Origin of the sequence: Klebsiella sp. GG_Kp175 (assembly GCF_040062325.1) — a bacterium.
GTDB lineage: Bacteria > Pseudomonadota > Gammaproteobacteria > Enterobacterales > Enterobacteriaceae > Klebsiella > Klebsiella quasipneumoniae.
In genome coordinates, this window is sequence record NZ_JBEAFX010000001.1 from 587,811 (window position 1) to 613,800 (window position 25,990).

The 25,990-nt window shown below is 58.6% G+C and carries 29 protein-coding genes; 20 read left to right on the top strand and 9 right to left on the bottom strand.

Annotated elements, in window-relative coordinates; all coding sequences use genetic code 11:
* The first annotated feature begins 6 nt into the window (after positions 1-6).
* From ABLU73_RS02950 to ABLU73_RS02960, 3 genes are read left to right on the top strand one after another with little or no spacing between them, the layout of a single operon-like run.
* The gene (locus ABLU73_RS02950) at positions 7-1,356 is read left to right on the top strand and encodes an MFS transporter (RefSeq protein ID WP_062913557.1); all 1,350 of its coding nucleotides are present in this window, start codon (positions 7-9) and stop codon (positions 1,354-1,356) included.
* Positions 1,334-2,116, top strand: a complete 783-nt coding sequence (locus ABLU73_RS02955; RefSeq protein WP_062913556.1) for an electron transfer flavoprotein subunit beta/FixA family protein — start codon at positions 1,334-1,336, stop codon at positions 2,114-2,116. The genes ABLU73_RS02950 and ABLU73_RS02955 overlap by 23 nt, the downstream gene beginning before the upstream one ends.
* Positions 2,113-2,967 carry an electron transfer flavoprotein subunit alpha/FixB family protein gene (locus tag ABLU73_RS02960; RefSeq protein ID WP_062913555.1) on the top strand — a complete coding sequence of 285 codons (855 nt, stop codon included), beginning with the start codon at positions 2,113-2,115 and terminating at the stop codon, positions 2,965-2,967. The genes ABLU73_RS02955 and ABLU73_RS02960 overlap by 4 nt, the downstream gene beginning before the upstream one ends.
* 85 nt (positions 2,968-3,052) lie before the next feature.
* Here ABLU73_RS02960 and ABLU73_RS02965 read toward each other — a convergent pair whose 3' ends face one another.
* The 4 genes from ABLU73_RS02965 to queD form a co-directional block, all read right to left on the bottom strand.
* Complete coding sequence (locus ABLU73_RS02965; protein ID WP_061153508.1) at positions 3,053-3,628, bottom strand: glycerol-3-phosphate responsive antiterminator; 576 nt, start codon at positions 3,626-3,628, stop codon at positions 3,053-3,055.
* 21 nt (positions 3,629-3,649) lie between these two features.
* Entirely contained in the window at positions 3,650-3,910 is a 261-nt protein-coding gene (locus tag ABLU73_RS02970; protein ID WP_264923712.1) for a ferredoxin family protein, read from the bottom strand.
* Positions 3,901-5,172, bottom strand: a complete 1,272-nt coding sequence (locus ABLU73_RS02975) for an FAD-dependent oxidoreductase (RefSeq protein WP_062913553.1) — start codon at positions 5,170-5,172, stop codon at positions 3,901-3,903. Before ABLU73_RS02975 ends, ABLU73_RS02970 begins: the two co-directional genes overlap by 10 nt.
* Positions 5,173-5,252: 80 nt before the next feature.
* Positions 5,253-5,618: a 6-carboxytetrahydropterin synthase QueD gene (queD, locus tag ABLU73_RS02980; protein WP_004174641.1), complete on the bottom strand. Its 366-nt coding sequence runs from the start codon at positions 5,616-5,618 to the stop codon at positions 5,253-5,255.
* A 316-nt stretch (positions 5,619-5,934) separates the two neighbouring features.
* On the opposite strand from queD, the gene cysJ reads away from it, so the two are divergent.
* From cysJ to cysH, 3 genes are all read left to right on the top strand, one after another.
* Entirely contained in the window at positions 5,935-7,734 is a 1,800-nt protein-coding gene (cysJ, locus tag ABLU73_RS02985; protein ID WP_004205584.1) for an NADPH-dependent assimilatory sulfite reductase flavoprotein subunit, read from the top strand.
* The gene (cysI, locus tag ABLU73_RS02990) at positions 7,734-9,446 is read left to right on the top strand and encodes an assimilatory sulfite reductase (NADPH) hemoprotein subunit (protein ID WP_004205585.1); all 1,713 of its coding nucleotides are present in this window, start codon (positions 7,734-7,736) and stop codon (positions 9,444-9,446) included. The genes cysJ and cysI overlap by 1 nt, the downstream gene beginning before the upstream one ends.
* A gap of 98 nt (positions 9,447-9,544) precedes the next feature.
* Positions 9,545-10,279 carry a phosphoadenosine phosphosulfate reductase gene (gene cysH / locus ABLU73_RS02995; RefSeq protein WP_004205586.1) on the top strand — a complete coding sequence of 245 codons (735 nt, stop codon included), beginning with the start codon at positions 9,545-9,547 and terminating at the stop codon, positions 10,277-10,279.
* A gap of 67 nt (positions 10,280-10,346) precedes the next feature.
* On the opposite strand, the gene ABLU73_RS03000 is transcribed toward cysH, so the two are convergent.
* The gene (locus tag ABLU73_RS03000; protein ID WP_017899183.1) at positions 10,347-11,393 is read right to left on the bottom strand and encodes an aminopeptidase; all 1,047 of its coding nucleotides are present in this window, start codon (positions 11,391-11,393) and stop codon (positions 10,347-10,349) included.
* A 246-nt stretch (positions 11,394-11,639) separates the two neighbouring features.
* Here ABLU73_RS03000 and cysG point away from each other — a divergent pair, with 246 nt between their 5' ends.
* The 11 genes from cysG to ABLU73_RS03055 all read left to right on the top strand — a co-directional run bounded on the left by cysG (position 11,640) and on the right by ABLU73_RS03055 (position 20,458).
* Complete coding sequence (gene cysG, locus ABLU73_RS03005; RefSeq protein ID WP_264923785.1) at positions 11,640-13,046, top strand: siroheme synthase CysG; 1,407 nt, start codon at positions 11,640-11,642, stop codon at positions 13,044-13,046.
* A gap of 9 nt (positions 13,047-13,055) precedes the next feature.
* Positions 13,056-13,964, top strand: a complete 909-nt coding sequence (gene cysD, locus ABLU73_RS03010; RefSeq protein ID WP_002915160.1) for a sulfate adenylyltransferase subunit CysD — start codon at positions 13,056-13,058, stop codon at positions 13,962-13,964.
* A 9-nt stretch (positions 13,965-13,973) separates the two neighbouring features.
* Entirely contained in the window at positions 13,974-15,401 is a 1,428-nt protein-coding gene (cysN, locus tag ABLU73_RS03015; protein ID WP_004205589.1) for a sulfate adenylyltransferase subunit CysN, read from the top strand.
* Entirely contained in the window at positions 15,401-16,006 is a 606-nt protein-coding gene (gene cysC, locus ABLU73_RS03020; protein ID WP_002915158.1) for an adenylyl-sulfate kinase, read from the top strand. Before cysN ends, cysC begins: the two co-directional genes overlap by 1 nt.
* Positions 16,007-16,056: 50 nt before the next feature.
* Positions 16,057-16,383: a DUF3561 family protein gene (locus tag ABLU73_RS03025; RefSeq protein WP_004205590.1), complete on the top strand. Its 327-nt coding sequence runs from the start codon at positions 16,057-16,059 to the stop codon at positions 16,381-16,383.
* Positions 16,384-16,523: 140 nt separating this feature from the next.
* The gene (gene ftsB / locus ABLU73_RS03030) at positions 16,524-16,841 is read left to right on the top strand and encodes a cell division protein FtsB (RefSeq protein WP_002915156.1); all 318 of its coding nucleotides are present in this window, start codon (positions 16,524-16,526) and stop codon (positions 16,839-16,841) included.
* Between the two features lie 19 nt (positions 16,842-16,860).
* Entirely contained in the window at positions 16,861-17,571 is a 711-nt protein-coding gene (ispD, locus tag ABLU73_RS03035) for a 2-C-methyl-D-erythritol 4-phosphate cytidylyltransferase (protein ID WP_017899180.1), read from the top strand.
* The gene (ispF, locus tag ABLU73_RS03040) at positions 17,571-18,050 is read left to right on the top strand and encodes a 2-C-methyl-D-erythritol 2,4-cyclodiphosphate synthase (protein ID WP_004181093.1); all 480 of its coding nucleotides are present in this window, start codon (positions 17,571-17,573) and stop codon (positions 18,048-18,050) included. Before ispD ends, ispF begins: the two co-directional genes overlap by 1 nt.
* Complete coding sequence (gene truD, locus ABLU73_RS03045; protein WP_032456525.1) at positions 18,047-19,096, top strand: tRNA pseudouridine(13) synthase TruD; 1,050 nt, start codon at positions 18,047-18,049, stop codon at positions 19,094-19,096. Before ispF ends, truD begins: the two co-directional genes overlap by 4 nt.
* Complete coding sequence (surE, locus tag ABLU73_RS03050; RefSeq protein ID WP_004205600.1) at positions 19,077-19,838, top strand: 5'/3'-nucleotidase SurE; 762 nt, start codon at positions 19,077-19,079, stop codon at positions 19,836-19,838. The genes truD and surE overlap by 20 nt, the downstream gene beginning before the upstream one ends.
* Positions 19,832-20,458, top strand: a complete 627-nt coding sequence (locus ABLU73_RS03055; protein WP_004205602.1) for a protein-L-isoaspartate(D-aspartate) O-methyltransferase — start codon at positions 19,832-19,834, stop codon at positions 20,456-20,458. The genes surE and ABLU73_RS03055 overlap by 7 nt, the downstream gene beginning before the upstream one ends.
* 103 nt (positions 20,459-20,561) lie before the next feature.
* Here ABLU73_RS03055 and ABLU73_RS03060 read toward each other — a convergent pair whose 3' ends face one another.
* Positions 20,562-20,693: a peptidase gene (locus ABLU73_RS03060; protein ID WP_224052236.1), complete on the bottom strand. Its 132-nt coding sequence runs from the start codon at positions 20,691-20,693 to the stop codon at positions 20,562-20,564.
* Between ABLU73_RS03060 and nlpD the strand changes: the two genes are divergently transcribed.
* On the top strand, positions 20,635-21,714 hold the full coding sequence (gene nlpD, locus ABLU73_RS03065) for a murein hydrolase activator NlpD (protein ID WP_224052234.1): 1,080 nt from the start codon (positions 20,635-20,637) through the stop codon (positions 21,712-21,714). The genes ABLU73_RS03060 and nlpD overlap by 59 nt on opposite strands.
* A gap of 158 nt (positions 21,715-21,872) precedes the next feature.
* Positions 21,873-22,865, top strand: a complete 993-nt coding sequence (gene rpoS / locus ABLU73_RS03070) for an RNA polymerase sigma factor RpoS (protein ID WP_002915106.1) — start codon at positions 21,873-21,875, stop codon at positions 22,863-22,865.
* Between the two features lie 52 nt (positions 22,866-22,917).
* On the opposite strand, the gene ABLU73_RS03075 is transcribed toward rpoS, so the two are convergent.
* Both ABLU73_RS03075 and ABLU73_RS03080 read right to left on the bottom strand, forming a co-directional pair.
* Positions 22,918-23,295, bottom strand: a complete 378-nt coding sequence (locus ABLU73_RS03075; protein ID WP_064189527.1) for a hypothetical protein — start codon at positions 23,293-23,295, stop codon at positions 22,918-22,920.
* Positions 23,292-24,494, bottom strand: a complete 1,203-nt coding sequence (locus ABLU73_RS03080; protein WP_065878732.1) for an MFS transporter — start codon at positions 24,492-24,494, stop codon at positions 23,292-23,294. The genes ABLU73_RS03075 and ABLU73_RS03080 overlap by 4 nt, the downstream gene beginning before the upstream one ends.
* Before the next feature lie 108 nt (positions 24,495-24,602).
* Between ABLU73_RS03080 and ABLU73_RS03085 the strand changes: the two genes are divergently transcribed.
* Complete coding sequence (locus ABLU73_RS03085; protein WP_017899176.1) at positions 24,603-25,490, top strand: LysR family transcriptional regulator; 888 nt, start codon at positions 24,603-24,605, stop codon at positions 25,488-25,490.
* A gap of 8 nt (positions 25,491-25,498) precedes the next feature.
* Here ABLU73_RS03085 and ABLU73_RS03090 read toward each other — a convergent pair whose 3' ends face one another.
* A complete protein-coding gene (locus ABLU73_RS03090; protein ID WP_004205611.1) occupies positions 25,499-25,906 on the bottom strand; it encodes a MarR family transcriptional regulator in 408 nt (135 codons plus the stop codon).
* Positions 25,907-25,990: the final 84 nt, after the last annotated feature.

A 25,990-nucleotide genomic window follows, 5' to 3' on the forward strand; every position in this document is an offset into this window, starting at 1 on the left:
GTAGAAATGAACACTTCACCGGTGCGAATGGATGATTTACCGCTTAACGGTTTTCACTGCCGTATTGCCGCGCTGACTTTCGGCGCGCATCTGGTTGATGGCTATGTCCTCGGCGTGATTGGTTATGCCATCATTCAACTTACCCCCGCCATGCAACTGACGCCTTTAATGGCGGGCATGATTGGTGGAGCGGCTCTTCTGGGGCTTTTTATCGGCAGCCTCATTCTGGGTTGGGTCTCGGATCACATCGGTCGCCAGAAAATTTTCAATTTTAGCTTTATGCTGATTACCGTCGCTTCATTTCTTCAGTTTTTCGCTACCACACCCGAGCAGCTCATTGGTTTACGCATACTGATAGGTATTGGCCTGGGGGGAGATTACTCCGTGGGCCACACGCTGCTGGCCGAATTTGCCCCACGTCGTCATAGAGGCATTTTGCTCGGCGCATTTAGCGTGGTGTGGACCGTCGGTTATGTACTGGCAAGTCTGGCTGGTCATCATTTTATTAGTGAAAGTCCTGATGCCTGGCGCTGGTTGCTGGCCTCGGCGGCTTTGCCAGCGCTGCTGATTACGCTGTTACGCTGGGGAACACCTGAATCGCCGCGCTGGCTAATGCGTCAGGGAAGGTTCGCGGAAGCGCATGCCGTGGTGCACCGCTGTTTTGGTATGCACGTACAGTTGGGTGATGAAGTAACAAAAGAAACGAATAAACATATCAGCGCTCTGTTCTCGTCGCGTTACTGGCGGCGTACCGCATTTAACAGCATCTTTTTTGTTTGCCTGGTCATTCCCTGGTTTGTTATCTACACCTGGCTTCCGACCATTGCTGAAACCATTGGTCTTGAAGACGCGCTCACCGCCAGCCTGCTGCTGAACGCGCTATTAATCGTTGGTGCGCTATTGGGCCTGGTTTTAACTCATCTGTTGGCCCATCGCCATTTCTTATCAGGCAGCTTTCTGCTGCTCGCGGCGACATTACTCGTGATGGCTTGCTTACCTCCGGGTAGTCAATGGACGCTACTGCTTTTTGTCTTATTCAGTACCACGATTTCTGCTGTCAGCAATCTGGTGGGCATCTTACCGGCGGAAAGCTTTCCCACAGACATTCGTTCGCTGGGCGTTGGATTTGCCACCGCCATGAGCCGGCTCGGCGCCGCCATCAGTACCGGCCTGTTGCCCTGGATCCTCGCGCAGTGGGGGATGACGGTTACGCTGCTGCTACTGGCCGGGATCTTGCTGATTGGCTTTGCGGTGACCTGGTTATGGGCACCTGAGACAAAAGCGCTGCCGCTGGTGGCGGCCGGAAGTGGCGACAAAAGACAAGGAGGTACAAATGAACATTCTATTGGCGTTTAAAGCGGAGCCGGATGCCGGCATGCTGGCGGAAAATGACTGGCAGGCCGCTACGCAGGATCTCTGCGGGCCGGATGTTTCACTATTGCGCAGTACTATCGGTGCCGATGAACAAGCTGCAGCTGGGCTGCTGCTGGCCCAGCGTAATGCTGGTTGCGAGATGAGCTTGACTGCATTGAGCATTGGCGACGAGCGTGCGCTGCACTGGTTGCGCTACTTTGCCGCGTTAGGGTTCGAGCAGCCGGTTCTGCTGGACGCCGCGGGGGATTTACGTTTTGCACCGGCGTTTATTGCCCGGCACATTGTCGACTGGCAGCGTCAATACGCTCATGAACTGATTGTAACCGGCTGTCAGAGCGCTGAAGGACAGAATAGCCAGACGCCATTTTTGCTGGCGGAAATGCTGAGCTGGCCCTGTTTCACCCAGGTCGAACGTTTCACTATTGAACCGCCTTTCGTTATTGTCGAGCAGCGAACAGCATCCGGTGTCCGACGCTGTCGGGTTCGGTTACCCGCGGTGATTGCGGTCAGGCAGTGCGGTGAAGTGGTGTTGCCGGTTCCCGGTATGCGCCAGCGTCTGGCAGCGGCAAAGGCGGAGATTGTACGCCTGGAGGTGGCTTTAGAAGCGACACCGGCGATCACGTGCTTGCGTCTGGCCCGCCCGGAACAGCGGCGCAATGCCGTTATAGTTGAAGGCGCAACGGCACAGGAGAAAGCCATAAAGCTATGGGATAACTACCTACGCCAAAGGATACAGCCATGAAGATAGCTATAGTCATGACTCAGGGCGAGTGTGCGCAGCTGGCAGGTTGGCTGGCGACGAACGATCTCGGACCAGCAGAGCTCGAGCAGTGGCTCCTCGATGGAGCATCAGAGGTGGCTGAGCAAGTCCTCGATGCGTTGGTTACTCAATGGCAGCAGACGCCAGTCGATATGTTGCTATTTCCGGCGGGCATCGCAGGCGATGAGCTGGCTTCGCGGCTGGCATGGCGTCTACAGGGTGGCAGCGTATGTCAGGTGCTATCAGTGAATGCGCAAGAGGGGTGGGTGACCAAGTCTCACTGGGGGAATGCACTGATGGCAACGCTGGAAGTGGCGGCAAGGCCACTTTGTCTGTCGCTGGCGCGCCAGCCTGGAGTTAAAGCCTCTGCCGGGCTTCCTGCCGATCTGACGATACGCCACATCATCCCGGCAGCCCGGCCTGACTGGCTGGCCAGCGTTGAAAACATCGAACGTTCGGGGACTCATCCCCTGCAAACAGCGCATCAGGTGCTGATTGTCGGGCAAGGTGGTGAGAAGATCGATGCTGACAGCGTAGCGGCTATGGCGAGGAGTCTGGGGATGGAAGTCGGCTATAGCCGCGGGCGAATCATGAACGGCGGCTATGATGTGGAACGCCAGATTGGCATTTCAGGTCATCTGCTGGCGCCAGATATCTGTATCGTGGCGGGAGCATCCGGTGCGGCAGCATTAATGGCGGGAGTCAAAGATAGCCGGTTTATTGTGGTGATTAATCATGATCCTAACGCGCCGATATTTACCCAGGCGGATGTTGGCATTGTCGATGACTGGCCGACAGTACTTGAAGTGCTGGCCGCCTGTGCAGATACATAATTTCGGATGGCGGCCAGCCTACGAGGTTGTGCGATTTGTAGGCCCGGTAAGGCGTTAGCCGCCACCGGGCAGAACGGTGTATAGCTCAACTAAGATGCTTCGCTAATTTCCATACCGTCGTGTTGGTGGTTGAAAGAGCCGCCACACCAGCCTTCATCGCATTACGTGCATCCTCTTCATCGCAGACCAGTCCGCCGGCAATCAGCGGCTGGCGTATTTTCTCCGTGACCCAACCCAGTACTTTGGGCATACAACCGGGGAGAATTTCAATGCAATCAGGATTCGATTGCGCGACCTGCTTATCAATATTGTGAAAGGAGATGGAGTCGACGATAAACAGGCGATGGATGCAGAAAAAACCTTCCGCTCTGGCCGCTTTGAGCATCGGCGCTTTGGTGCTGATGATGCCGTCCGCTTCGGTAACCAGCTTCAAAAACTGAATCACCACCTCTTTATTGGAAGCGCCTTCCAGTAAATCGACGTGCACAAACGCATATTTACCGGCGTTTTTGATTTTCTTAACGATATTGCTGATGGTGCAGATATTGCCGTACAGCACGGAGATAAACTGGCATTCGGAATCAATGGCTAACTGCAGGCTGGCGTTATCTTTCACGGCCGCAATAACCGGATTTTGTCGTAGCAGGTGTAGCAGGGGCATGGTGTGTCCTTTATCGTTTTATTACCCAAAGCGGAATGTAATACCAAATCCTGACTCAGGATAGCGCCATTCTTTCAGCGTTGCTTTATCACAGAGCAGTCGGCAAGTGCCACACTCCAGACAGCTCCGGTAGTCGACGCGCAACTCACCCTCCGCCGTCCGTGAGAAAAGTCCGGCGGGGCAAGCTTTGATGAGTTGCTCCGCGATCTCCTCGTTCGGCGATGCGGACGGAACAATATGCGAGCTGCCGGCGGGACGCCAGACATTGCGGGCTACAGACATCGTAAACTCCTGAGCAGATCGCCTGCCAGATGGCGCAGGCCGTGACGGCGAAGATGACGCCAGACTATCTGGCGCAGCGGCGGAATGGGGTGCTCACCCTGTTGCCAAAGTTCGCGAGAGATATCCTCCATCAGCGCCGGCCATCGGCGATACCAGCCGGGACGCTGTAACAGCGCGGGGAGATGCTGGTAGCGCTGGAGAACCTCCCACAGCAGACTGTGCTTAATATCCTGGCGATACTGTGGAAACAGGTCTTGTGGCGCACTTTGCTGGCAAGCTTTAATCAAGGTTTGCGCTGCCGCCTGCGCGCCGATTAGCGCCATATCCATGCCGCGCACGGTAAAACCGGTATTTATACAGGTACGCAGGGCGTCGCCAACCAGTAGCCAGCCTTCTCCGGCATACTGTACGGGCATGCTATGCAGGCCGCCTTCAGGCACCAGGTGCGCGCCATATTCCAGGGTTTCACTTCCGCGCAGCAGTGGACGTAGGGCTGGGTGTGATTTGAGCTGTTCCAGCAACTCGGCAGCCGGGACGGGGCCTTGTCCCAGCGAAGAGAGCGGGCACACGATACCGAATGAGAGCGTATCCTGATTGGTATAGAGGAATGCGCCGCCAGGTAAATCTCCGCATACGCCGCCGGTGAAGAGCATCGCGGCACCTTCTTTATCTGTAAGGTGGAAGCGATCCTCCAGCGTTTTTTGCTCCAGCGACAGGACCACTTTGATACCTAACGCCATGGATGATGGTGAAGGGCGGGGAAGTAAACCATGACGCTCGGCCAGCTCGCTATTCGCCCCTTCTGCCACCACAACGTAGCGGGCGCGTAGGGTGTCATTATCGCAAATCACGCCGCAAACCCGGCCATTTTCACGATACAGCGCCTCAACCGTCGCGCCGGTAATACACTGGACACCTTCGGCTTCGGCCTGACTGACAAACCACGGATCAAAGCGGGCGCGCAGTAAACTCCAGGAATCGCCGTTGGGCTGTAGGCTGGAATACATCGTTGCGCCATGGTCGGTTAACAGGGCCAGGCTTTCGTGGGTGATACGGCGTTCAAGTGGTGCGGAGCGTTGAAAATGGGGAAGAAGTTCGGCGAGCGCATGGCAATACAATCGCCCTCCAGAAAGATTTTTACTCCCGGGACGTTCGCCGCGCTCAAGCAGCAGGACGGAAAGCCCTTCCCGCGCGCAGCGTAAAGCACAAGCGGTGCCCGCTACCCCTGCACCGATAATAATAATATCAAAATCGTCAGCCATTTTGCGTCCCAGGTATCCAGAACGCATAAGCTAACATATCGTTATTTAAGGAATATTGACCGCCAACACAAACGCTTTAATCACTCGCCGCGATAGACGCAGCCGGCGGTGCAGGTCTCTTTCACCATCACGGCGCTCAGCAGCGGCACCCGCGGTTTCATCTCATCCCAGATCCATTTGGCCAGCACTTCGCTGGTAGGGTTTTCCAGACCGGGGATATCGTTCAGATAATAGTGGTCCAGGCGATCGTAGGTCGGCTTGAAGGCGGCCTTCAGCTCGGCGAAATCCATGATCCACCCGGTATGGGGATCGACTTCACCGGTTATCTCCAGACGCACCATAAAGGAGTGGCCATGCAGGCGACCGCATTTGTGTCCTTCCGGGACGTGCGGCAGGTGGTGGGCGGCTTCGAAGGTGAAATCTTTAAACAGCGTGGTGGACATCATTGACTCTCAACAGGACGAAAAAAACCGCCGTAGGGTACCGGAAAGTACATTTTTTCGCATTAACTAAAACGGCCCTGAACAGAAAATCGACACATTTATCTGGGTTAAGTCCATAAAGTTTCGATATTTCAGATGGTTATTTAATCGATTTTGTTGTTAATAACTACAACTAAAACCGGTTAGTCCATTTGGTTATTTATTATTTCCATCCCTTCTTTAATTGTTACTATGCCCGCCGTTAACCTTCTATTCTCTTCTGTTTTTGTCGCGCTGACAGGGTGCGAATAACAGCTTTGCTTACTGGAACAAACGACGCATGACGACACAGGCCCCACCTTCCAACTTGCTGCCGCTCAACCCGGAGCAACTGGCGCGCCTTCAGGCGGCCACCACTGACTTCACGCCCACTCAGCTCGCCTGGGTGTCTGGCTATTTCTGGGGCGTGCTGAATCAGCACTCTGGCGCAGCGGCAGCCGCTCCCGCCCCGGCCGCCGAGGTCCCGACGATCACGCTGATTTCCGCCTCGCAAACCGGCAACGCTCGCCGCGTCGCCGAAGCGCTGCGTGACGATCTGCTGGCGGCGAAGCTGAACGTGAAGCTGGTGAATGCAGGTGATTATAAATTCAAACAAATTGCTGCTGAAAAACTGCTGGTGGTCGTGACCTCCACCCAGGGGGAAGGTGAGCCGCCGGAAGAAGCGGTCGCATTGCATAAGTTTCTGTTCTCTAAAAAAGCGCCGAAGCTGGACGGAACCGCATTCGCCGTCTTTGGCCTCGGCGATACCTCTTATGAATTCTTCTGCCAGTCCGGCAAAGATTTCGACAGCAAGCTGGCCGAACTTGGCGCGGAACGCCTGCTCGATCGCGTCGACGCCGACGTTGAATATCAGGCTGCGGCCGCTGAATGGCGCGCGCGCGTCGTTGAGGTGCTGAAGGCCCGTGCGCCGGTCGCCGCGCCCGCTCAGCTGGCCGCCAGCGGCGCAGTGAACGACATACATACCAGCCCATACACCAAAGAGGCTCCGCTGACGGCGACCCTGTCGGTCAACCAGAAAATCACCGGCCGCGATTCAGAAAAAGATGTACGCCATATCGAAATTGACCTCGGTGATTCCGGTCTGCGCTATCAGCCGGGCGACGCGCTGGGCGTCTGGTATCAAAACGATCCTCAGCTGGTGAAAGAGCTGGTGGAGCTGCTGTGGCTGAAAGGCGACGAGCCGGTAACCGTCGAGGGCAAAACCCTGCCGCTGGCGGAAGCCCTGCAGTGGCATTTTGAGCTGACGGTCAACACCGCCGCTATCGTTGAGAACTACGCCACCCTGACCCGCAGCGAATCGCTGCTGCCGCTGGTGGGCGATAAAGCTCAGCTGCAGCAGTATGCCGCCGCGACGCCGATCGTCGATATGGTCCGTTTCTCCCCGGCGCAGCTGGACGCTGAGGCGTTAATCGGTCTGCTGCGCCCGCTGACGCCGCGTCTGTACTCCATTGCCTCCTCGCAGGCGGAAGTGGAGAGCGAAGTGCATGTCACCGTGGGCGTGGTGCGCTATGACATTGAAGGCCGCGCCCGGGCTGGCGGCGCCTCCAGCTTCCTCGCCGACCGCGTGGAAGAGGATGGCGAAGTCCGCGTCTTTATCGAGCACAATGACAACTTCCGTCTGCCGGCTAACCCGGAGACGCCGGTGATCATGATTGGCCCGGGCACCGGTATTGCGCCGTTCCGCGCCTTCATGCAGCAGCGCGCAGCGGACGGGGCGCCAGGTAAGAACTGGCTGTTCTTCGGCAACCCGCACTTCACTGAAGATTTCCTCTATCAGGTGGAGTGGCAGAGCTATGTAAAAGAGGGGCTGCTGACCCGTATCGATCTGGCCTGGTCCCGCGATCAACAACAAAAAATCTATGTGCAGGACAAACTGCGTGAGCAGGGGGCCGAGCTGTGGCGCTGGATCAATGATGGCGCCCACATTTATGTCTGCGGCGACGCCAATCGTATGGCGAAAGACGTGGAACAGACTTTACTGGAAGTGATTGCCGAATACGGCGCGATGGACGCCGAAGCGGCGGACGAATTTTTAAGTGAGCTGCGCGTTGAGCGCCGTTATCAGCGAGATGTCTACTAATGAGCGAAAAACATCCGGGGCCTTTAGTGGTCGAAGGTAAACTGACCGATGCCGAGCGTATGAAGCTCGAGAGCAACTACCTGCGCGGCACCATTGCGGAAGATTTAAACGACGGTCTGACCGGCGGTTTTAAAGGCGATAACTTCCTGCTGATCCGTTTCCACGGTATGTACCAGCAGGACGATCGCGATATCCGCGCGGAACGCGCCGCTCAGAAGCTGGAGCCGCGCCATGCAATGCTCCTGCGCTGCCGTCTGCCGGGCGGGGTGATCACCACCACCCAGTGGAAGGCGATCGATAAGTTTGCCGCCGAGAACACCATTTACGGCAGTATTCGCCTGACCAACCGGCAGACTTTCCAGTTCCACGGCATTTTGAAAAAGAACGTCAAGCCGGTGCATCAGATGCTGCACTCGGTGGGGCTGGACGCGCTGGCCACCGCCAACGATATGAACCGTAACGTGCTGTGCACCTCCAACCCGTACGAGTCGCAGCTGCACGCCGAGGCCTACGAGTGGGCGAAAAAGATCTCCGAGCATCTACTGCCGCGCACCCGCGCCTATGCCGAAATCTGGCTGGATCAGAAAAAGGTCGCCACCACTGACGAAGAACCGATCCTCGGTCAGACCTATCTGCCGCGTAAGTTTAAAACCACGGTGGTGATCCCGCCGCAGAACGATATCGATCTGCACGCTAACGACATGAACTTCGTGGCGATCGCCGAAAACGGTAAGCTGGTGGGCTTTAACCTGTTGGTGGGCGGCGGTCTGTCTATCGAACACGGTAACAAAAAAACCTACGCCCGCACGGCGAGCGAATTCGGTTATCTGCCGCTGGAGCATACTCTGGCGGTGGCGGAAGCGGTCGTGACCACCCAGCGCGACTGGGGTAACCGTACCGACCGTAAGAATGCGAAAACCAAGTACACCCTTGAGCGCGTTGGCGTCGAAACCTTCAAGGCGGAAGTGGAGCGCCGGGCAGGTATTAAGTTTGAGCCGATCCGCCCCTACGAATTCACCGGCCGCGGCGACCGCATCGGCTGGGTGAAGGGGATTGATGATAAATGGCACCTGACGCTGTTTATTGAAAACGGCCGCATTCTGGATTATCCGGGGCGCCCGCTGAAAACCGGTCTGCTGGAGATTGCTAAGATCCATCAAGGTGAATTCCGCATCACCGCCAACCAGAACCTGATCGTCGCCAGCGTACCGGAAGATCAGAAGGCGCGGATCGAGAAGCTGGCGCGGGATCATGGACTGATGAATGCCGTCACCCCGCAGCGCGAAAACTCGATGGCCTGCGTCTCCTTCCCGACCTGCCCGCTGGCGATGGCTGAAGCCGAGCGTTTCCTGCCGTCGTTTATCGACAAGGTGGAAGGGGTGATGAGCAAGCACGGCGTGAGCGATGAGCATATCGTCACCCGCGTCACCGGCTGCCCGAACGGCTGCGGTCGCGCGATGCTGGCGGAAGTGGGGCTGGTGGGGAAAGCGCCAGGTCGCTATAACCTGCACATCGGCGGTAACCGCAGCGGCACCCGCATCCCGCGGATGTACCGGGAGAACATTACCGAGTCGGAAATTCTCGACTCGCTAGACCAACTGGTAGGGCGCTGGGCGAAAGAGCGCGAAGCGGGTGAAGGCTTCGGCGACTTTACGGTGCGTGCGGGCATCATTCGCCCGGTGCTCGATCCAGCCCGCGATTTCTGGGAGTAACATCCTGGTGCCCGGTGGCGCGTAGCGATCCGGGCCTGTAAAACCCGTAGGCCGGGCAAACGCAGTGCCGCCCGGCAAAACAGGCAAACGAGGTTCTTATGTCCGTACTCGATCTAAACGCGCTTAATGCATTGCCGAAAGTGGAACGCATTCTGGCACTCGCGGAAACCAACGCCCAGCTGGAAAAGCTCGACGCCGAAGGGCGTGTGGCCTGGGCGCTGGAAAACCTGCCGGGAGACTATGTGCTGTCGTCAAGCTTTGGCATTCAGGCGGCGGTGAGTTTGCACCTGGTGAACCAGATCCGCCCGGACATTCCGGTGATCCTTACCGATACCGGTTACCTGTTCCCGGAAACCTACCAGTTTATTGATGAGCTGACGGATAAACTCAAGCTGAACCTGAAGGTCTACCGCGCGGCTGAAAGCGCGGCCTGGCAGGAGGCGCGCTACGGCAAGCTGTGGGAGCAGGGCGTTGAGGGCATTGAGAAATACAATGAGATCAACAAGGTTGAACCGATGAACCGGGCGCTGAAAGAGCTCAACGCGCAGACGTGGTTTGCCGGTCTGCGCCGCGAGCAGTCGGGCAGCCGGGCTACGCTTCCGGTGCTGGCGGTCCAGCGCGGGGTGTTCAAGGTGTTGCCGATTATCGACTGGGATAACCGGACGGTGTATCAGTACCTGCAAAAGCACGGGCTGAAATACCATCCGCTGTGGGATCAGGGCTATCTGTCGGTAGGCGATACCCACACCACCCGCAAATGGGAGCCGGGCATGGCAGAAGAAGAGACCCGGTTCTTCGGGCTTAAACGCGAGTGCGGATTGCACGAGGGTTAATAGCGCCTCCTGAGGGAAGGGGGGGCATGAGAACACGCGGGTGATGCCGCGTGTTCATTTGCAGCCGTCAGCTTTTCTTCTCCACCTTCGCCAGCTCTTTCACCAGCGGCAGCATCACTTTCACGACATCGCGCCCGCGATGCTCGATCCGTCCCGGCAGCGCGTGGTCGATATACTGCTGATTATCCAGCTGCACGTCATGCCAGCTGATGCCCTGCGGGAAGCTGCGCGATTTGCTCCGCTGCTGATAGCCATCTTTCTTGCCTAATGACCAGTTGGTCGCTTCCACCGACAGCACCGGGATCCCCGCGTTGTCGAAGACGCTGGCGTCATTACAGCAGCTGGTGCCTTTCGGGTAAGCCGGATTGAGTCCCGGATTGGTGTAGGCGGCAATGCCTTTGCTGCGGGCGATAGCCAACGCGCGATCGCGGGTCAGCTTGCGTACCGAGGCCGGCGTGCGGCGGCCGCTGTTGAAGTAAAGCTTATCGCCCACCACCAGGTTATCGAGATTGATCACCAGCAGGGTATTTTTCTTTTCCGCCTCGCTCATCCGCTGCAGCAGGTTTTGCGCGCCGAGACGACCTTCCTCTTCGCCGCTGGTGGCGATAAAGCGAATGCCATAGCGGGTGGGGACGTTCTTTAAATGCTCCGCCAGCTCCAGCATCACCCCGAGCCCCATCGCGTTGTCGTCAATTCCCTGCAGCGTCAGGCCGCCGAGGTTATTTTCGACGTCTTTATCGCTCTGCGGCGCGTAGGTATCAAGGTGGGCCATGATGATGATTTGCTGGCGAGACTGGCCTTCATGGGCGGCGATCACCGTACTGCCGGTGGCGTTATGCCAGTTTTTACGCTGGTTGCTGTCGGTATAGATGTAGCGGGTATTGAAGCTCCGCACGTCGCTCTGATAGCCCATCCGGGCGAACTGCTGGCGCAGATAGTCAGCTGAGAGCATTTCCGGGGGCGTTCCGGTCATGCGTCCCGGGAAGACGGTGGCGATATGGCGAGCCTGACTACTGGCGGTGTCGCCCAGCGCGCAGAAGGCGGGGGCGGCGGCGAAAACAAAACCGGTGCCGAGCGCCAGCGGAAGCAGACGGCGGCACAACGCGGAAAACATAAGGGGTCCTTACACGAACGAGACAATTTGACGCGTACAGTATGAAACTGTGACCGCGGTTAAACAATTTCAATTGCTCTTAAATAGCGGAAAAATAGCGTGTTAAGCACTTTTTGATATTTGGATTTCCATCGCGTTATTCCTTTGCGTCACAACTCATTCCATTTCGTAATTTCATTTGCTCTAAGGCGCACCCTATAGTCGCAGTATCGCTGATTGTAAGAGAGTTGTTACCCCGTGGATTACTTGCCCCTTTTTGCCGAACTGAAACAAAGGCCCGTACTGGTGATCGGCGGCGGTGAGATTGCCGAGCGCAAGATCAAGTTCCTGCTGCGAGCCCAGGCGCAGGTGCAGGTGGTCGCCGGGACGTTGTCTCCGGCGCTGGCCGATCTGGCGGCGCGCCAGGCGCTTAGCTGGCGGGCGACGGAATTTAGCGACGCTCTGGTGGACGATGTCTTTCTGGTGATTGCCGCCACGGAGGACGAGGCGCTTAACCAGCGGGTGTTTGCGGCGGCTAACGCGCGCTACCGACTGGTCAACGTAGTGGATAACCAGGCGCTGTGCTCGTTTGTTTTCCCTTCTATCGTCGACCGTTCGCCGCTGCTGGTGGCGATCTCCTCCAGCGGGAAAGCGCCGGTGCTGTCGCGCATTCTGCGCGAAAAAATCGAAGCGCTGCTGCCGACGAACCTCGGGCGTCTGGCGGAATCGGCGAGCTACTGGCGCAACCATCTGAAAACCCGTCTGACGACCACCGAAGCGCGTCGCCGCTTTTGGGAGCGGGTCTTTACCGGTCGCTTCGCCAGCCTGATGGTGGCGGGCAACGCTGCGGAGGCGGAAAAGGCGCTGCAGGATGAGCTGGATAAGCCCGAACGCGAAACGGGTGAAATTATTCTGGTAGGGGCCGGACCGGGCGATGCCGGGCTGCTGACCCTGCGTGGCCTGCAGGCGATCCAGCAGGCGGACGTGGTTTTCCACGATCATCTGGTGACCCAGCCGATTCTCGAGCTGGTGCGCCGCGATGCCGAGCTGGTTTGCGTCGGCAAACGCGCCGGCGAGCACTCGGTGCCGCAGCATGAAACCAATCAGCTGCTGGTGGAGGCGGCGAAGGCGGGGAAAACCGTCGTGCGCCTGAAGGGCGGCGATCCGTTTATTTTTGGCCGCGGCGCAGAAGAGCTGCAGGCTGCCGCCGAGGCGGGGATCCCGTTCCAGGTGGTGCCTGGCGTCACCGCAGCCGCCGGCGCGACGGCCTACGCCGGTATTCCGCTGACCCATCGCGATTATGCGCAAAGCGCCGTCTTTGTCACCGGGCACTATAAGCCGGACAGCGCCCCCTTCGACTGGTCGCTGCTGGCGAAGAGCCAACAAACGCTGGCGATCTACATGGGCACCATGAAGGCGGCGGAAATCAGCGCCCAGCTGATCGCCCACGGTCGCGACAGCGACACGCCGGTGGCGGTGATATCCCGCGGTACCCGCGACGATCAGCAGACGATAACCGGCACATTGCAACAACTCGAACACCTGGCGAAAGACGCCCCGATGCCCGCCCTGCTGGTGGTCGGCGAAGTGGTGCAGCTGCATCAGCAGCTCGCCTGGTTTCAACATACATCATCCGCCGAGGGGTTTAACTCTTCGGTGGTCAATCTGGCTTAAGGAACGGTTATGGACCAAAAACGACTCACTCACCTGCGGCAACTGGAGGCGGAAAGCATCCATATTATTCGTGAGGTGGCCGCCGAATTTTCTAACCCGGTGATGATGTACTCCATCGGGAAAGATTCCAGCGTAATGCTGCATCTGGCGCGCAAAGCGTTTTATCCGGGAACCCTGCCGTTCCCGCTGCTGCACGTCGATACCGGCTGGAAATTCCGTGAGATGTATGAGTTCCGCGACCGTACCGCCAAAGCCTATGGCTGCGAGCTGCTGGTGCATAAAAACCCGGAAGGGGTGGCGATGGGCATTAACCCGTTCGTCCACGGCAGCGCCAAGCATACCGATATCATGAAAACCGAAGGGCTGAAGCAGGCGCTGAACAAATACGGCTTTGACGCCGCATTCGGCGGCGCGCGCCGTGATGAGGAGAAATCCCGCGCCAAAGAGCGCATCTACTCCTTCCGCGACCGCTTCCACCGCTGGGACCCGAAAAACCAGCGTCCGGAGCTGTGGCACAACTACAACGGCCAGATTAACAAAGGCGAAAGCATCCGCGTCTTCCCGCTCTCCAACTGGACCGAGCTGGATATCTGGCAGTACATCTATCTGGAAAACATCGAAATCGTGCCGCTGTATCTGGCCGCTGAGCGCCCGGTGCTGGAGCGCGACGGCATGCTGATGATGATCGATGACGACCGTATCGATCTGCAGCCGGGCGAAGTGATTGAAAAGCGGATGGTGCGTTTCCGTACCCTCGGCTGCTGGCCGCTGACCGGCGCAGTGGAGTCTGAAGCGCAAACGCTGCCGGAAATTATTGAAGAGATGCTGGTATCCACCACCAGCGAACGTCAGGGGCGCGTCATTGACCGCGACCAGGCCGGCTCGATGGAGCTGAAGAAACGTCAGGGGTATTTCTAAGGAGCCGCCATGAACACGACCATTGCCCAACAAATTGCTAATGAAGGCGGCGTAGAAGCTTATCTGCACGCGCAACAGCACAAGAGCCTGCTGCGTTTTCTGACCTGCGGCAGCGTCGATGACGGTAAAAGCACCCTGATTGGCCGTCTGCTGCACGATACCCGCCAGATCTATGAAGATCAGCTCTCTTCGCTGCACAACGACAGCAAGCGCCACGGCACCCAGGGCGAAAAACTGGACCTGGCGCTGCTGGTGGATGGCCTGCAGGCCGAGCGCGAGCAGGGCATCACCATCGACGTGGCCTATCGCTATTTCTCCACCGAGAAGCGCAAATTTATCATCGCTGACACCCCGGGGCACGAGCAGTACACCCGCAATATGGCCACCGGCGCGTCCACCTGCGATCTGGCGATCCTGCTGATCGACGCGCGCAAAGGCGTGCTGGATCAGACCCGCCGTCACAGCTTTATCTCCACCCTGCTGGGCATTAAACACCTGGTGGTGGCGGTCAACAAAATGGATCTCGTCGAGTTTAGTGAAGCGCGCTTCAACGAGATCCGTGAAGCTTACCTGACCTTTGCCGAGCAGCTGCCGGGCAACCTCGATATCCGCTTTGTACCGCTGTCGGCGCTGGAGGGCGATAACGTCGCCAGCCAGAGCGCGAACATGCCGTGGTACAGCGGCCCGACCCTGCTGGAAGTCCTCGAAACCGTGGAGATCCAACGGGTAGTAGAGAGCCAGCCGCTGCGCTTCCCGGTGCAGTATGTTAACCGTCCGAACCTCGATTTCCGCGGCTTCTCCGGTACGGTCGCCTCCGGCACCGTGCAGGTCGGCCAGCGCCTGAAGGTGCTGCCGTCGGGCGTCGAATCGAGCGTAGCGCGGATCGTCACCTTCGACGGCGATCTGCAGGAAGCCGCCGCCGGGGAAGCCATTACCATTGTGCTGAAAGATGAAATCGACATCAGCCGCGGCGACCTGCTGGTTGACGCGCAAGCCACGCTGCCGGCGGTGCAAAGCGCCAGCATCGACGTAGTATGGATGGCCGAGCAGGCGTTGACCCCGGGGCAGAGCTACGACATCAAAATCGCCGGTAAGAAGACCCGCGCCCGCGTGGACGCTATCCGTTACCAGGTGGATATTAACAACCTGACCCAGCGTGAAGTTGAGTCTCTGCCGCTGAACGGCATCGGGCTGGTGGAGCTGACCTTTGACGAACCTTTAGTGCTGGATCCGTATCAGCAAAACCCGGTGACCGGCGGGCTTATCTTTATCGATCGTCTGACCAACGTCACCGTCGGCGCCGGGATGGTCAACGAGCCGCACCTGCAGGCGTCGACGTCGGCATCGCAGTACAGCGCTTTCGAGCTGGAACTGAACCAGCTGATCCGCAAACACTTCCCGCACTGGGACGCCCGCGACCTGCTGGGAGGCAAATAATGGCCCAGCATGACGAAAACGTCGTCTGGCATGCCCACCCTGTGACCCAGCAGCAGCGGGAACAGCATCACGGCCATCGCGGCGTGGTGCTGTGGTTTACCGGCCTTTCGGGGTCGGGTAAATCCACCGTCGCCGGGGCGCTGGAGGAAGCCTTGCATGAGCGCGGCGTCAGCACCTATCTGCTGGACGGCGATAACGTGCGTCATGGCCTGTGCAGCGACCTGGGATTCAGCGATGAGGATCGCAAAGAGAACATTCGCCGCGTCGGTGAAGTGGCCAGGCTGATGGTCGATGCCGGGCTGGTTGTATTGACGGCATTTATATCTCCGCACCGCGCAGAGCGACAGATGGTGCGCGAGCGCCTGGGGGAGGGACGCTTTATCGAAGTGTTCGTCGATACCCCGCTGGCCATTTGCGAGGCGCGGGATCCGAAAGGATTGTATAAGAAGGCGCGGGCAGGGGAATTACGCAATTTTACCGGCATAGACTCGGTCTATGAGGCACCGGAAAAGGCGGAAATTCATCTGGATGGTGAACAATTGGTAACAAATTTGGTGCACCAACTATTAGACCTGCTGCAACAGAGCGATATTATCAGATCCTGAAACGGCAGCGGCATCGAGGGGTGCCGGTTGCCCGGTCTACAGGATTCGATATGCGCAATACCCAGAACCTCAGTATTATTCGTTCAGAACCGCCTCCGGCGACCGGCGACGAGACCACCTGGTCTTTGTCGGGCGCTGCCGTGGGCTTTATTTCATGGCTGCTGGCGCTGGGTATTCCCTTCCTTCTCTATGGCAGTAATACACTTTTCTTCCTCCTCTACACCTGGCCATTCTTCCTTGCGTTGATGCCAGTGGCGGTGGTGGTCGGTATTGCGCTGCACTCTCTGCTCAATGGCAAACTGCTCTATAGCGCCAGCGCGACCATCCTGACCGTCGGGCTGATGTTTGCGCTACTCTTCCTCTGGCTGTTGGGATAACCCGTTTCTGGTATGAATCAAGCATGGGTATCAGCGGCAAAAATATGGTACAGTCCCCGCGTTACGCGGCATCGTCCGCGCGCCCCGGTAGCGTACCCGGGCGAGTTTTGGGATGATGATGCCGTTTTTCAGGGGGCAGGATGGGTAAACTAACGCTGCTATTATTAGCTTTGCTGGTCTGGCTACAGTATTCGCTGTGGTTCGGTAAAAACGGCCTGCATGACTACACGCGGGTTAACGACGACGTCACCGCCCAGCAGGCGACTAACGCCAAATTAAAAGCACGCAACGATCAGCTGTTTGCCGAAATTGACGACCTCAACGGCGGTCAGGAAGCGATCGAGGAGCGTGCGCGCAATGAACTCAGCATGACCCGCCCGGGCGAAACCTTCTATCGTCTGGTACCGGATGCGTCTAAACGCAACCAGGCATCGGGGCAACAGCAGAACAATCGATAACCAGGCCCAGGATTACGACATGGCAGCCACTTTTCCGGGCATTTGCGCCGTGGTGCCGGCAGCCGGTTTTGGCCGCCGCATGCAAACGGAATGCCCGAAACAATATCTCTCAATCGGTAACAAAACGATTCTCGAACATGCGGTCGCCGCGCTGCTGGCGGATCCGCGCGTCCAGCGCGTGGTGATTGCCGTCAGCCCCGGCGATCGGCGCTTCAGCCAGCTGCCGCTGGCCCAGCACCCGCAAATTACCGTCGTGGATGGCGGCGCCGAGCGCGCCGATTCGGTACTCGCCGGCCTGCAGGCGTTACCGGAAGCGCAGTGGGTGCTGGTGCATGACGCCGCGCGCCCCTGCCTGCATCAGGATGACCTCAGCCGCCTGCTGGCACTCTGTGAAACCAGCCGCGTCGGCGGGATCCTCGCGGCCCCGGTGCGCGACACCATGAAGCGCGCCGAGCCGGGCAAAACCGCCGTCGCCCATACCGTCGATCGTAATGACCTGTGGCACGCGCTCACCCCGCAATTTTTCCCTCGCGAGCTGCTGGTGGATTGCCTCACCCGGGCGCTGAACGAGGGGGCCACCATCACCGATGAAGCCTCGGCGCTGGAGTACTGTGGATTCCATCCGCAGCTGGTCGCCGGACGCGCTGATAATATTAAAGTGACGCGCCCGGAAGATCTGGCGCTGGCGGAATTTTACCTCACCCGTTCCCGACACCAGGAGAAAGCTTAATGCGAATTGGACATGGTTTTGACGTACACGCTTTTGGCGGTGAAGGCCCAATCATCATTGGCGGGGTGCGCATTCCTTATGAAAAAGGGCTGCTGGCCCATTCCGACGGCGACGTCGCGCTGCATGCGCTGACCGACGCGCTGCTGGGCGCCGCGGCGCTCGGCGATATTGGCAAGCTGTTCCCGGATACCGATCCGGCGTTTAAAGGCGCCGACAGCCGCGAACTGCTGCGCGAAGCGTGGCGCCGCATTCAGGCCAAAGGCTATACGCTCGGCAACGTCGACGTCACCATTATCGCCCAGGCACCGAAAATGCTGCCGCATATCCCGCAGATGCGTGTCTTTATCGCTGAAGATCTCGGCTGCCATATGGACGACGTCAACGTGAAAGCGACCACCACCGAGAAGCTGGGCTTCACCGGCCGCGGGGAAGGGATCGCCTGCGAAGCGGTCGCGCTGCTGCGTAAGGCCGACAAATGATCGCCTTTGACCAACTGACCTGGCTGCACGGCAAGCCGCAGAGCAGCGGGCTGCTGAAAGCCAATCCGGAAGATTTTCTGGTAGTGGAAGACCTGGGCTTTGCCCCGGACGGCGAAGGCGAGCACGTGCTGGTGCGGATCCTTAAAAACGGCTGCAATACGCGCTTTGTCGCCGACGCACTGGCGAAATTCCTCAAAATCCATGCCCGTGAAGTGAGCTTCGCCGGGCAAAAAGATAAGCACGCCGTCACCGAGCAGTGGCTGTGCGCTCGGGTGCCTGGCAAAGAGATGCCGGATCTGAGCAAATTTCAGCTTGAGGGCTGCCAGGTACTGGAATATGCCCGCCATAAGCGTAAGCTGCGATTAGGCGCGCTGAAGGGCAACCAGTTTACCCTGATCCTGCGCGAGGTAAGCGATCGCCAGGAGGTGGAGACGCGTCTGCAGGCCATCGCTGAACGGGGCGTGCCGAACTATTTCGGCGCTCAGCGCTTCGGCATTGGCGGCAGTAACCTGCAGGGCGCGCTGCGCTGGGCGGAGAGCGGTGCGCCGGTGCGCGATCGCAATAAGCGCAGTTTTTGGTTGTCGGCGGCCCGCAGCGCGTTGTTTAATCAGCAAGTCAGTATTAGATTAAAAAAAACGGAATTTAATCAGGTTGTTGATGGCGATGCGCTACAATTAGCGGGGCGTGGGAGCTGGTTTGTCGTCACACCGGAAGAACTCGAGGTTTCGCAGGCGCGGGTGCACAACCGCGAACTGATGATCACGGCTGCGCTACCGGGCAGCGGCGACTGGGGAAGCCAGCGCGACGCCCTGGCCGCCGAGCAGGCCGCCATCGCCGAGGAAACCTCGCTGCAGACACTGTTGGTGCGGGAGAAAGTCGAGGCGGCGCGCCGGGCGATGCTCCTCTATCCGCAGCAGTTGAGCTGGAACTGGTGGGATGATGTAACCGTTGAACTGCGTTTCTGGCTGCCGGCGGGCAGCTTCGCCACCAGCGTGGTCAGGGAGCTTATCAATACAACGGGTGACTATGCGAATATTGCTGAGTAACGATGACGGGATCCATGCGCCGGGGATACAGACCCTGGCGAAGGCCTTAAGGGAGTTTGCCGAGGTCCAGGTGGTTGCACCCGATCGTAACCGCAGCGGGGCTTCGAATTCGCTGACGCTGGAATCGTCATTGCGCACCTTTACCTATGAAAATGGCGATATCGCCGTCCAGATGGGGACGCCGACGGACTGCGTCTATCTTGGCGTGAACGCGCTGATGCGCCCGCGCCCGGACATCGTCGTTTCCGGCATCAACGCCGGACCCAACCTGGGCGATGACGTCATTTACTCCGGCACCGTGGCGGCGGCGATGGAAGGCCGCCATCTGGGGTTCCCCGCGCTGGCCGTGTCGCTCAATGGCTATCAACACTACGACACCGCCGCGGCGGTGACCTGTACTCTCCTGCGCGGACTCAGCCGTGAACCGCTGCGCACCGGGCGGATCCTCAACGTCAATGTCCCGGACCTGCCCCTTGATCAGATCAAAGGCATCCGCGTGACCCGCTGCGGCAACCGCCATCCTGCCGACCAGGTGATTCCGCAAAAGGATCCGCGCGGCAATACCCTGTACTGGATAGGCCCGCCGGGCGATAAGCGTGACGCCGGGCCGGGCACCGATTTTGCGGCAGTGGATGAAGGCTATGTTTCCGTTACGCCATTGCACGTCGATTTAACCGCCCATCAGGCGCATGAGGTGGTCACCGATTGGCTGGAACGTGTCGGGGTTGACAGGCAATGGTAAGTAAACGTGTTGAAAGTTTGTTGAATCAACTGCGCACGCAGGGCATCGTCGATGAACGTGTCCTCGAGGCGATCGCGCGCGTCCCGCGCGAAAAGTTTGTTGATGAAGCCTTTGAACATAAAGCGTGGGAAAACACCGCGCTGCCGATTGGCCAGGGGCAAACCATCTCCCAGCCGTACATGGTGGCGCGGATGACCGAGCTGCTGACGTTGACGCCGGAGTCGCGGGTGCTGGAGATCGGCACCGGTTCCGGTTACCAGACGGCCATCCTGGCGCATCTGGTGCATCACGTTTGCTCGGTAGAGCGAATTAAGAGTTTACAGTGGCAGGCGCGTCGTCGCCTGAAACAACTTGATTTACATAATGTTTCAACCCGTCATGGCGATGGGTGGCAAGGTTGGCAGGCGCGGGCGCCGTTTGATGCCATTATTGTGACGGCGGCGCCGCCGGAAATACCGACCGCGCTGCTGGCGCAGCTGGATGACGACGGCGTGCTGGTACTGCCGGTTGGCGAGGAGCATCAGTTTCTCAAACGGATCCGTCGCCGGGGCAACGAATTTATCATTGATACCGTCGAGGCCGTTCGCTTTGTTCCCCTGGTGAAAGGGGAGCTGGCCTGAGACCCGGATTATTCCAGGTTTTTTTTGCCTGACTTTAGGCGTAGGGTGGACACATTTTTCAGTGTCCTGGCCGGGCGTCGCCCGGTAAGCAAGATATTGGCAGTTAACATATTCCTGGGGGATAAATGAGCGCGGGAAGCACCAAATTTACCGTCAGCCGTATTGCGGCTCTTTCACTGGTTTCACTCTGGCTGGCCGGATGTACCAACACCAATAATCCGCCTGCGCCGGTCAGCTCTGCCGGCGGCGCCGCCTCTTCCAGCACCAACTCCGGCATGTTGATTACGCCGCCATCCTCCGGCGTCAAGTCTGCTCCTCAGGCGCAGCCGATCCAGCCGGTACAGACCCAGACCATTCAGCCGCAGCCAATGGCGCAGGAGCCGGTGCAGACGGTGAATGGCAAGATCGTTTACAACCGCAAATATGGCGATATTCCGAAAGGTAGCTATACCGGCGGCAGTACCTATACGGTCAAACGCGGCGACACGCTGTTCTATATCGCCTGGGTCACCGGCAACGATTTCCGTGACCTGGCGCAACGCAACAATGTCCCGGCCCCGTACGCCCTGAACGTCGGCCAGGTGCTGCAGGTCGGCAACGCTTCAGGCCAGCCGATCACCGGTGAAAATGCCGTTTCTCAGGCCAGCGCAAGGGCGAGCGGCGGTGCGACGGCCACCACAACTTCTGCACAAAAATCGACCGCGGTGGTTGCTTCACAACCGACTATTACGTATTCTGAATCCTCAGGTGAACAAAGTGCTACCAAGATGTTGCCTAATAATAAACCAGCGACCACGACCTCGACGGTCGTCGCGCCGGTGACGGCACCAACAACGGTGAGCACAACCCAGCCGACTGCAAGCAGTACGTCAACCAGTTCGCCGATCTCATCATGGCGCTGGCCGACTGATGGCAAAGTTATCGAGAACTTTAGTGGCGCGGAAGGCGGCAATAAAGGTATCGACATTGCAGGCAGTAAGGGACAGGCTATTGTCGCGACCGCCGATGGGCGCGTCGTCTATGCCGGTAACGCACTGCGCGGCTACGGTAATCTTATTATCATCAAACACAACGATGATTACCTGAGTGCCTACGCTCATAACGATACCATGCTGGTTCGGGAGCAACAGGAAGTCAAAGCGGGGCAGAAAATCGCTACCATGGGTAGCACCGGAACCAGCTCAACAAGATTACATTTTGAAATTCGTTACAAGGGGAAATCCGTCAACCCGCTGCAGTACTTACCGCAGCGATAATTTGGCAAAGTACGGATAAGCGAAGCATTAGCTAACAGGCGCCAGGGCGGTGTCTATGCGCCTCTCGCAGAGAGGAGTAGGGGAAATCGTCCTGGCGTCTTTTGTTGATGCGCCGTGGAAGGTGCTTTGCTCAGGGATCACGGGTAGGAGCCACCTTTATGAGTCAGAATACGCTGAAAGTTCATGATTTAAATGAAGACGCGGAATTTGATGAGAACGGAATTGAGGTTTTCGACGAGAAGGCCTTAGTAGAAGAGGAACCCAGTGATAGCGATCTGGCTGAGGAAGAGCTGTTGTCGCAAGGCGCAACGCAACGCGTGCTTGACGCCACTCAGCTTTATCTTGGAGAGATTGGTTATTCCCCACTGCTGACCGCGGAAGAGGAAGTCTATTTCGCGCGTCGCGCACTGCGTGGTGATGTCGCTTCACGCCGTCGCATGATTGAAAGCAACCTGCGTCTGGTGGTGAAGATTGCCCGTCGTTACAGCAATCGTGGTCTGGCGCTGCTGGATCTGATTGAAGAAGGTAACCTCGGCCTGATCCGCGCCGTTGAGAAGTTTGACCCGGAACGTGGGTTCCGTTTTTCGACCTATGCGACCTGGTGGATCCGCCAGACCATTGAACGGGCGATCATGAACCAAACCCGTACGATCCGTTTGCCGATCCACATTGTCAAAGAGCTGAACGTCTATCTGCGTACCGCGCGCGAGTTGTCCCATAAGCTGGACCACGAGCCGAGCGCGGAAGAGATTGCCGAACAGCTGGACAAACCGGTCGATGACGTCAGCCGTATGCTGCGTCTGAACGAGCGCATCACCTCGGTGGATACCCCGCTGGGTGGCGATTCAGAAAAAGCGCTGCTGGATATTCTGGCCGATGAGAAAGAGAACGGCCCGGAAGACACCACGCAGGACGATGATATGAAACAAAGCATCGTTAAATGGCTGTTCGAACTGAACGCCAAGCAGCGTGAGGTTCTGGCGCGTCGTTTCGGTCTGCTGGGTTATGAAGCCGCCACCCTGGAAGATGTGGGCCGTGAAATTGGCCTCACCCGCGAGCGTGTGCGTCAGATCCAGGTGGAAGGTCTGCGTCGTCTGCGGGAAATTCTGCAGGGGCAAGGACTGAATATCGAAGCGCTCTTCCGCGAATAAGATCTTTTCTCTCAAAAAGGCCCCCTCGAAAGTCGGGGCCTTTTTCTTTGCGCTAGCCGCGGCGGGTTTCCTGCAGATGGCGCCAGACAATTCTCCCTTCCGCTTGCTGAAAAATCGCCGTCGACCAGCGTACGTTCTCACTGCCATCCGCCAGCGTTTGGCGTTCACGGTATAGCACGGCGGCGCCGTCGTGCCACTCGCTGATGATTTTCGTCTGATCCACCACGATGTGTAATCCCGGACGGCTTGCGCCCGCCTCGTGAAAAAAACGGCTCACCGTCGGGTAGTCCATCTTCTCGCCGCTCAGAGGGATCATAGTGAATTCGGCGGCAAAACGGCTCATCAGCGCCTCAGCGTTCCCTTCCCCCTGGCTTAACCAGCGTTCGATAAGGACATGGGCGTCGAGGACTTCCTGCAGATACGGGTTCATGACTTCTCCAGAGTGGTATGCAGGCGATGGATAATCGCCCGATTATTCAGCCGCAGGCAACACAGCAGCGGCAACAGGGTTATGGCGGCGGCGCAGCTAAACGCGCCTTGCCAGGCGTAGGCCGGCGGGAATACCCTCAGCAGCAGAGCGAGCAGCGCGCTGCCGGCAAAGAAGCTGAGCTGGCGGTTAAGGTTCCACAGCGCGCTGGCGTCAGGCATCTCTTCGCCAGGCGTATGCAGGAAAGCGCTGCTTTGCGCGGTGCTGCTGCATAAGCTGCCTCCGCCGCCCATCAGCGTAAAGGCCAGAATCAACAGCGCCAGCGGGCTGTGCGCATCGACCTGCAGCAGCAGCAGGATCCCTGCCGCCTGAAGCAGGCAGCCGACTATCACCAGAGGCCGCGGTCCGAAGCGGTTGAAATACCTGCCGGTAAAGGTGATGGCGACAAACGAGGCCAGCGACCAGGGCACCATCAGGGCGCCAATGGCCCCCGGCGCCATCCCGGTGACGCGTTGCAGGTAGAACATTCCCACGACGTTGACGCCAATAAACATTCCCGGTACGCAGAGATAAATAAGCATGGCGAAGCGCAGGAGAGGATCGGCCAGCAACGACAGCGGGAGCAAGCGGGCCGGCCGGACAGGGGCGGAGGTGTCGTTCAGCCATCGCGCCGCCAGCATAAAGGTAAGCAGGGCGACAGGCAGGCTGGCGAAAAAGACCCAGCGCCAGCTGAAGGCCTGGACTAGCAGACCGCCGATCGCCGGCGAGCAGGCGGGCGCCAGCAGGCCGACCAGCATCACCGCCGCCGATAGCTTCGCCCGCTCCTGCGGCTGAAACAGCGGCCAGGTCAGCGCCTGACCGAGGGGGATTAGCAGCCCGCCGCCCATCCCCTGCAACGTCCGCCAGAAAATCAGCGCACCCAGGCTGTGGGCCAGCCCTGATGCCAGCGCGCCGAGGCTGAACAGCCCCAGCGAGAGTAAAAACAGCCGTTTTGGTCCACAGCGCTGGCTGAGCCAGGCGCTGAACGGCACGACGACCGTCAGGCCAAGAATATAGGCATTGCTGACCCACGCCAGCTGCGAGACGGATACCGCCAGCGCGTGGCTGATAGCCGGGAAGGCGATGCTGGCGATAAACATATTGATTAAGTCGAGAAAAAAGCCGAACAGAAAAACGGTGGCAACGCGGTGGCGATAGGTCATGATTCACTCCCTCAGACAGGCGGCTACTGTAAACCCGGCGCCACGGGGGATAAACGGGGTGAATCGGGATATACTGTCTGAATATTTTTGACAATCATCCGGACGACGATGCTAAACCTTCAGCGCGTGACCATGTTTATCGCCGTGGTGGACGCCGGCAGCTTCACCCAGGCCGCCGCGGCGCTGGGGCAGACCAAAGCGGTGGTCAGCTTTAACGTAAGGCAACTGGAAAATGAGCTGGGGGTGACCCTGCTGCTGCGTTCGACGCGCCGTCTGCGGCTCACTGACGCCGGGGCGCTGTTCTATCAGCGTGGGGTGGCGCTGCTGAAAGCGGCGGAAAATCTGCAGGATGAGGTTCGGGCCAGCCATAGCGGTTTAAGCGGAGAGCTGCGGATCACCACCACGCCGGAGTATGGCGCACAGGTTATCATCCCGGCGCTGGCGGCGTTTTCCCGTCATCATCCGGCGTTACGGGTGCGGCACGTCTCGTCCTCCCATCATGCGGATCTTATCTCCGAACGATTTGACGTGGCGATACGCCTCGGCACGTTGGCCGATTCCCGCTACCGGGCGACGCGGATTGCCAGTTTTGCGATCCTGCCCGTCGCCTCACCGGCCTGGCTGGCAAGCCATCCGCTGCAGACGCTGTCCGATCTGGCGCAAGCTGACTGGATTATTCACGAGCGTCTGCCGGCGCCGCTGCGCTGGCAGCTGCGAACGGATGAACAGGCAGAGGTGGATTTTACGATAGTCAACGCGCCACGGTTTTCAGCCGACAGCGCCACGGCGCTAATGAGCTTTGCTCTGGCCGGATGCGGCGTCGCTTTGCTGCCTGCCTGGCTGGTGGCCGGGAAACTGGCGCAGCGGGAGCTGGTGGCTGTCCTGCCGGAATACCATTTCCCGCCGCAGGGCGTGTATGCCCTTTATCCCGATGCGCAGCATATGCCGACCCGGGTGCGGGCGTTTATCGACTTTCTGCGTGAGCAGCTCGACTAGGCGCTTGCTCAGGGAACCATCATCTTACGCACCAGCCGGGAGAACTGCTCGCGTTCATCATCGCTCAGGCGGCCGAGAAACTCGTCATCGACCTCATTGCCTTGCGGAATGGAACGGTTAAGCAGCGCCTCGCCTTCGTCGGTCAGAAAGACAAAACGGCGGCGTTTATCGGCCGGATCGTGCTCCCGGCGCACCAGGCCGCGCGCTTCCATCCGGCTGAGCATCTCCGCCAGCGTGGCCTTAGTACTGACCGCCGCTTCAATCAGCACCACCTGTTCGATCCCCGGCTGCTCGGCAACCGAGCGCATCACCGCATACTGAGGCTTAGTCAGGTCCGGTAACGCCTGCTGCCAGCGGGCGGTATGTTGTTGAAAAAGCTGGCGCAGCAGGTGGAATGCTTCGTTTCGTAACTCCATGAATACTCCGTAACAAAACTGTCACCTCTATGATAGCTGTTTGTACGCCTTTTTATACCTTTTCCCTGTTTGATTAAAAATGCG

Bases quoted from the DNA above. Each gene is read 5' to 3' on its own strand.
- ABLU73_RS02950 (WP_062913557.1), top strand. From the start codon at position 7: ATGAACACTTCACCGGTGCGAATGGATGATTTACCGCTTAACGGTTTT.
- ABLU73_RS02955 (WP_062913556.1), top strand. From the start codon at position 1,334: ATGAACATTCTATTGGCGTTTAAAGCGGAGCCGGATGCCGGCATGCTG.
- ABLU73_RS02960 (WP_062913555.1), top strand. From the start codon at position 2,113: ATGAAGATAGCTATAGTCATGACTCAGGGCGAGTGTGCGCAGCTGGCA.
- ABLU73_RS02965 (WP_061153508.1), bottom strand. From the start codon at position 3,628: ATGCCCCTGCTACACCTGCTACGACAAAATCCGGTTATTGCGGCCGTG.
- ABLU73_RS02970 (WP_264923712.1), bottom strand. From the start codon at position 3,910: ATGTCTGTAGCCCGCAATGTCTGGCGTCCCGCCGGCAGCTCGCATATT.
- ABLU73_RS02975 (WP_062913553.1), bottom strand. From the start codon at position 5,172: ATGGCTGACGATTTTGATATTATTATTATCGGTGCAGGGGTAGCGGGC.
- queD (WP_004174641.1), bottom strand. From the start codon at position 5,618: ATGATGTCCACCACGCTGTTTAAAGATTTCACCTTCGAAGCCGCCCAC.
- cysJ (WP_004205584.1), top strand. From the start codon at position 5,935: ATGACGACACAGGCCCCACCTTCCAACTTGCTGCCGCTCAACCCGGAG.
- cysI (WP_004205585.1), top strand. From the start codon at position 7,734: ATGAGCGAAAAACATCCGGGGCCTTTAGTGGTCGAAGGTAAACTGACC.
- cysH (WP_004205586.1), top strand. From the start codon at position 9,545: ATGTCCGTACTCGATCTAAACGCGCTTAATGCATTGCCGAAAGTGGAA.
- ABLU73_RS03000 (WP_017899183.1), bottom strand. From the start codon at position 11,393: ATGTTTTCCGCGTTGTGCCGCCGTCTGCTTCCGCTGGCGCTCGGCACC.
- cysD (WP_002915160.1), top strand. From the start codon at position 13,056: ATGGACCAAAAACGACTCACTCACCTGCGGCAACTGGAGGCGGAAAGC.
- cysN (WP_004205589.1), top strand. From the start codon at position 13,974: ATGAACACGACCATTGCCCAACAAATTGCTAATGAAGGCGGCGTAGAA.
- cysC (WP_002915158.1), top strand. From the start codon at position 15,401: ATGGCCCAGCATGACGAAAACGTCGTCTGGCATGCCCACCCTGTGACC.
- ABLU73_RS03025 (WP_004205590.1), top strand. From the start codon at position 16,057: ATGCGCAATACCCAGAACCTCAGTATTATTCGTTCAGAACCGCCTCCG.
- ftsB (WP_002915156.1), top strand. From the start codon at position 16,524: ATGGGTAAACTAACGCTGCTATTATTAGCTTTGCTGGTCTGGCTACAG.
- ispD (WP_017899180.1), top strand. From the start codon at position 16,861: ATGGCAGCCACTTTTCCGGGCATTTGCGCCGTGGTGCCGGCAGCCGGT.
- ispF (WP_004181093.1), top strand. From the start codon at position 17,571: ATGCGAATTGGACATGGTTTTGACGTACACGCTTTTGGCGGTGAAGGC.
- truD (WP_032456525.1), top strand. From the start codon at position 18,047: ATGATCGCCTTTGACCAACTGACCTGGCTGCACGGCAAGCCGCAGAGC.
- surE (WP_004205600.1), top strand. From the start codon at position 19,077: ATGCGAATATTGCTGAGTAACGATGACGGGATCCATGCGCCGGGGATA.
- ABLU73_RS03055 (WP_004205602.1), top strand. From the start codon at position 19,832: ATGGTAAGTAAACGTGTTGAAAGTTTGTTGAATCAACTGCGCACGCAG.
- rpoS (WP_002915106.1), top strand. From the start codon at position 21,873: ATGAGTCAGAATACGCTGAAAGTTCATGATTTAAATGAAGACGCGGAA.
- ABLU73_RS03075 (WP_064189527.1), bottom strand. From the start codon at position 23,295: ATGAACCCGTATCTGCAGGAAGTCCTCGACGCCCATGTCCTTATCGAA.
- ABLU73_RS03080 (WP_065878732.1), bottom strand. From the start codon at position 24,494: ATGACCTATCGCCACCGCGTTGCCACCGTTTTTCTGTTCGGCTTTTTT.
- ABLU73_RS03085 (WP_017899176.1), top strand. From the start codon at position 24,603: ATGCTAAACCTTCAGCGCGTGACCATGTTTATCGCCGTGGTGGACGCC.
- ABLU73_RS03090 (WP_004205611.1), bottom strand. From the start codon at position 25,906: ATGGAGTTACGAAACGAAGCATTCCACCTGCTGCGCCAGCTTTTTCAA.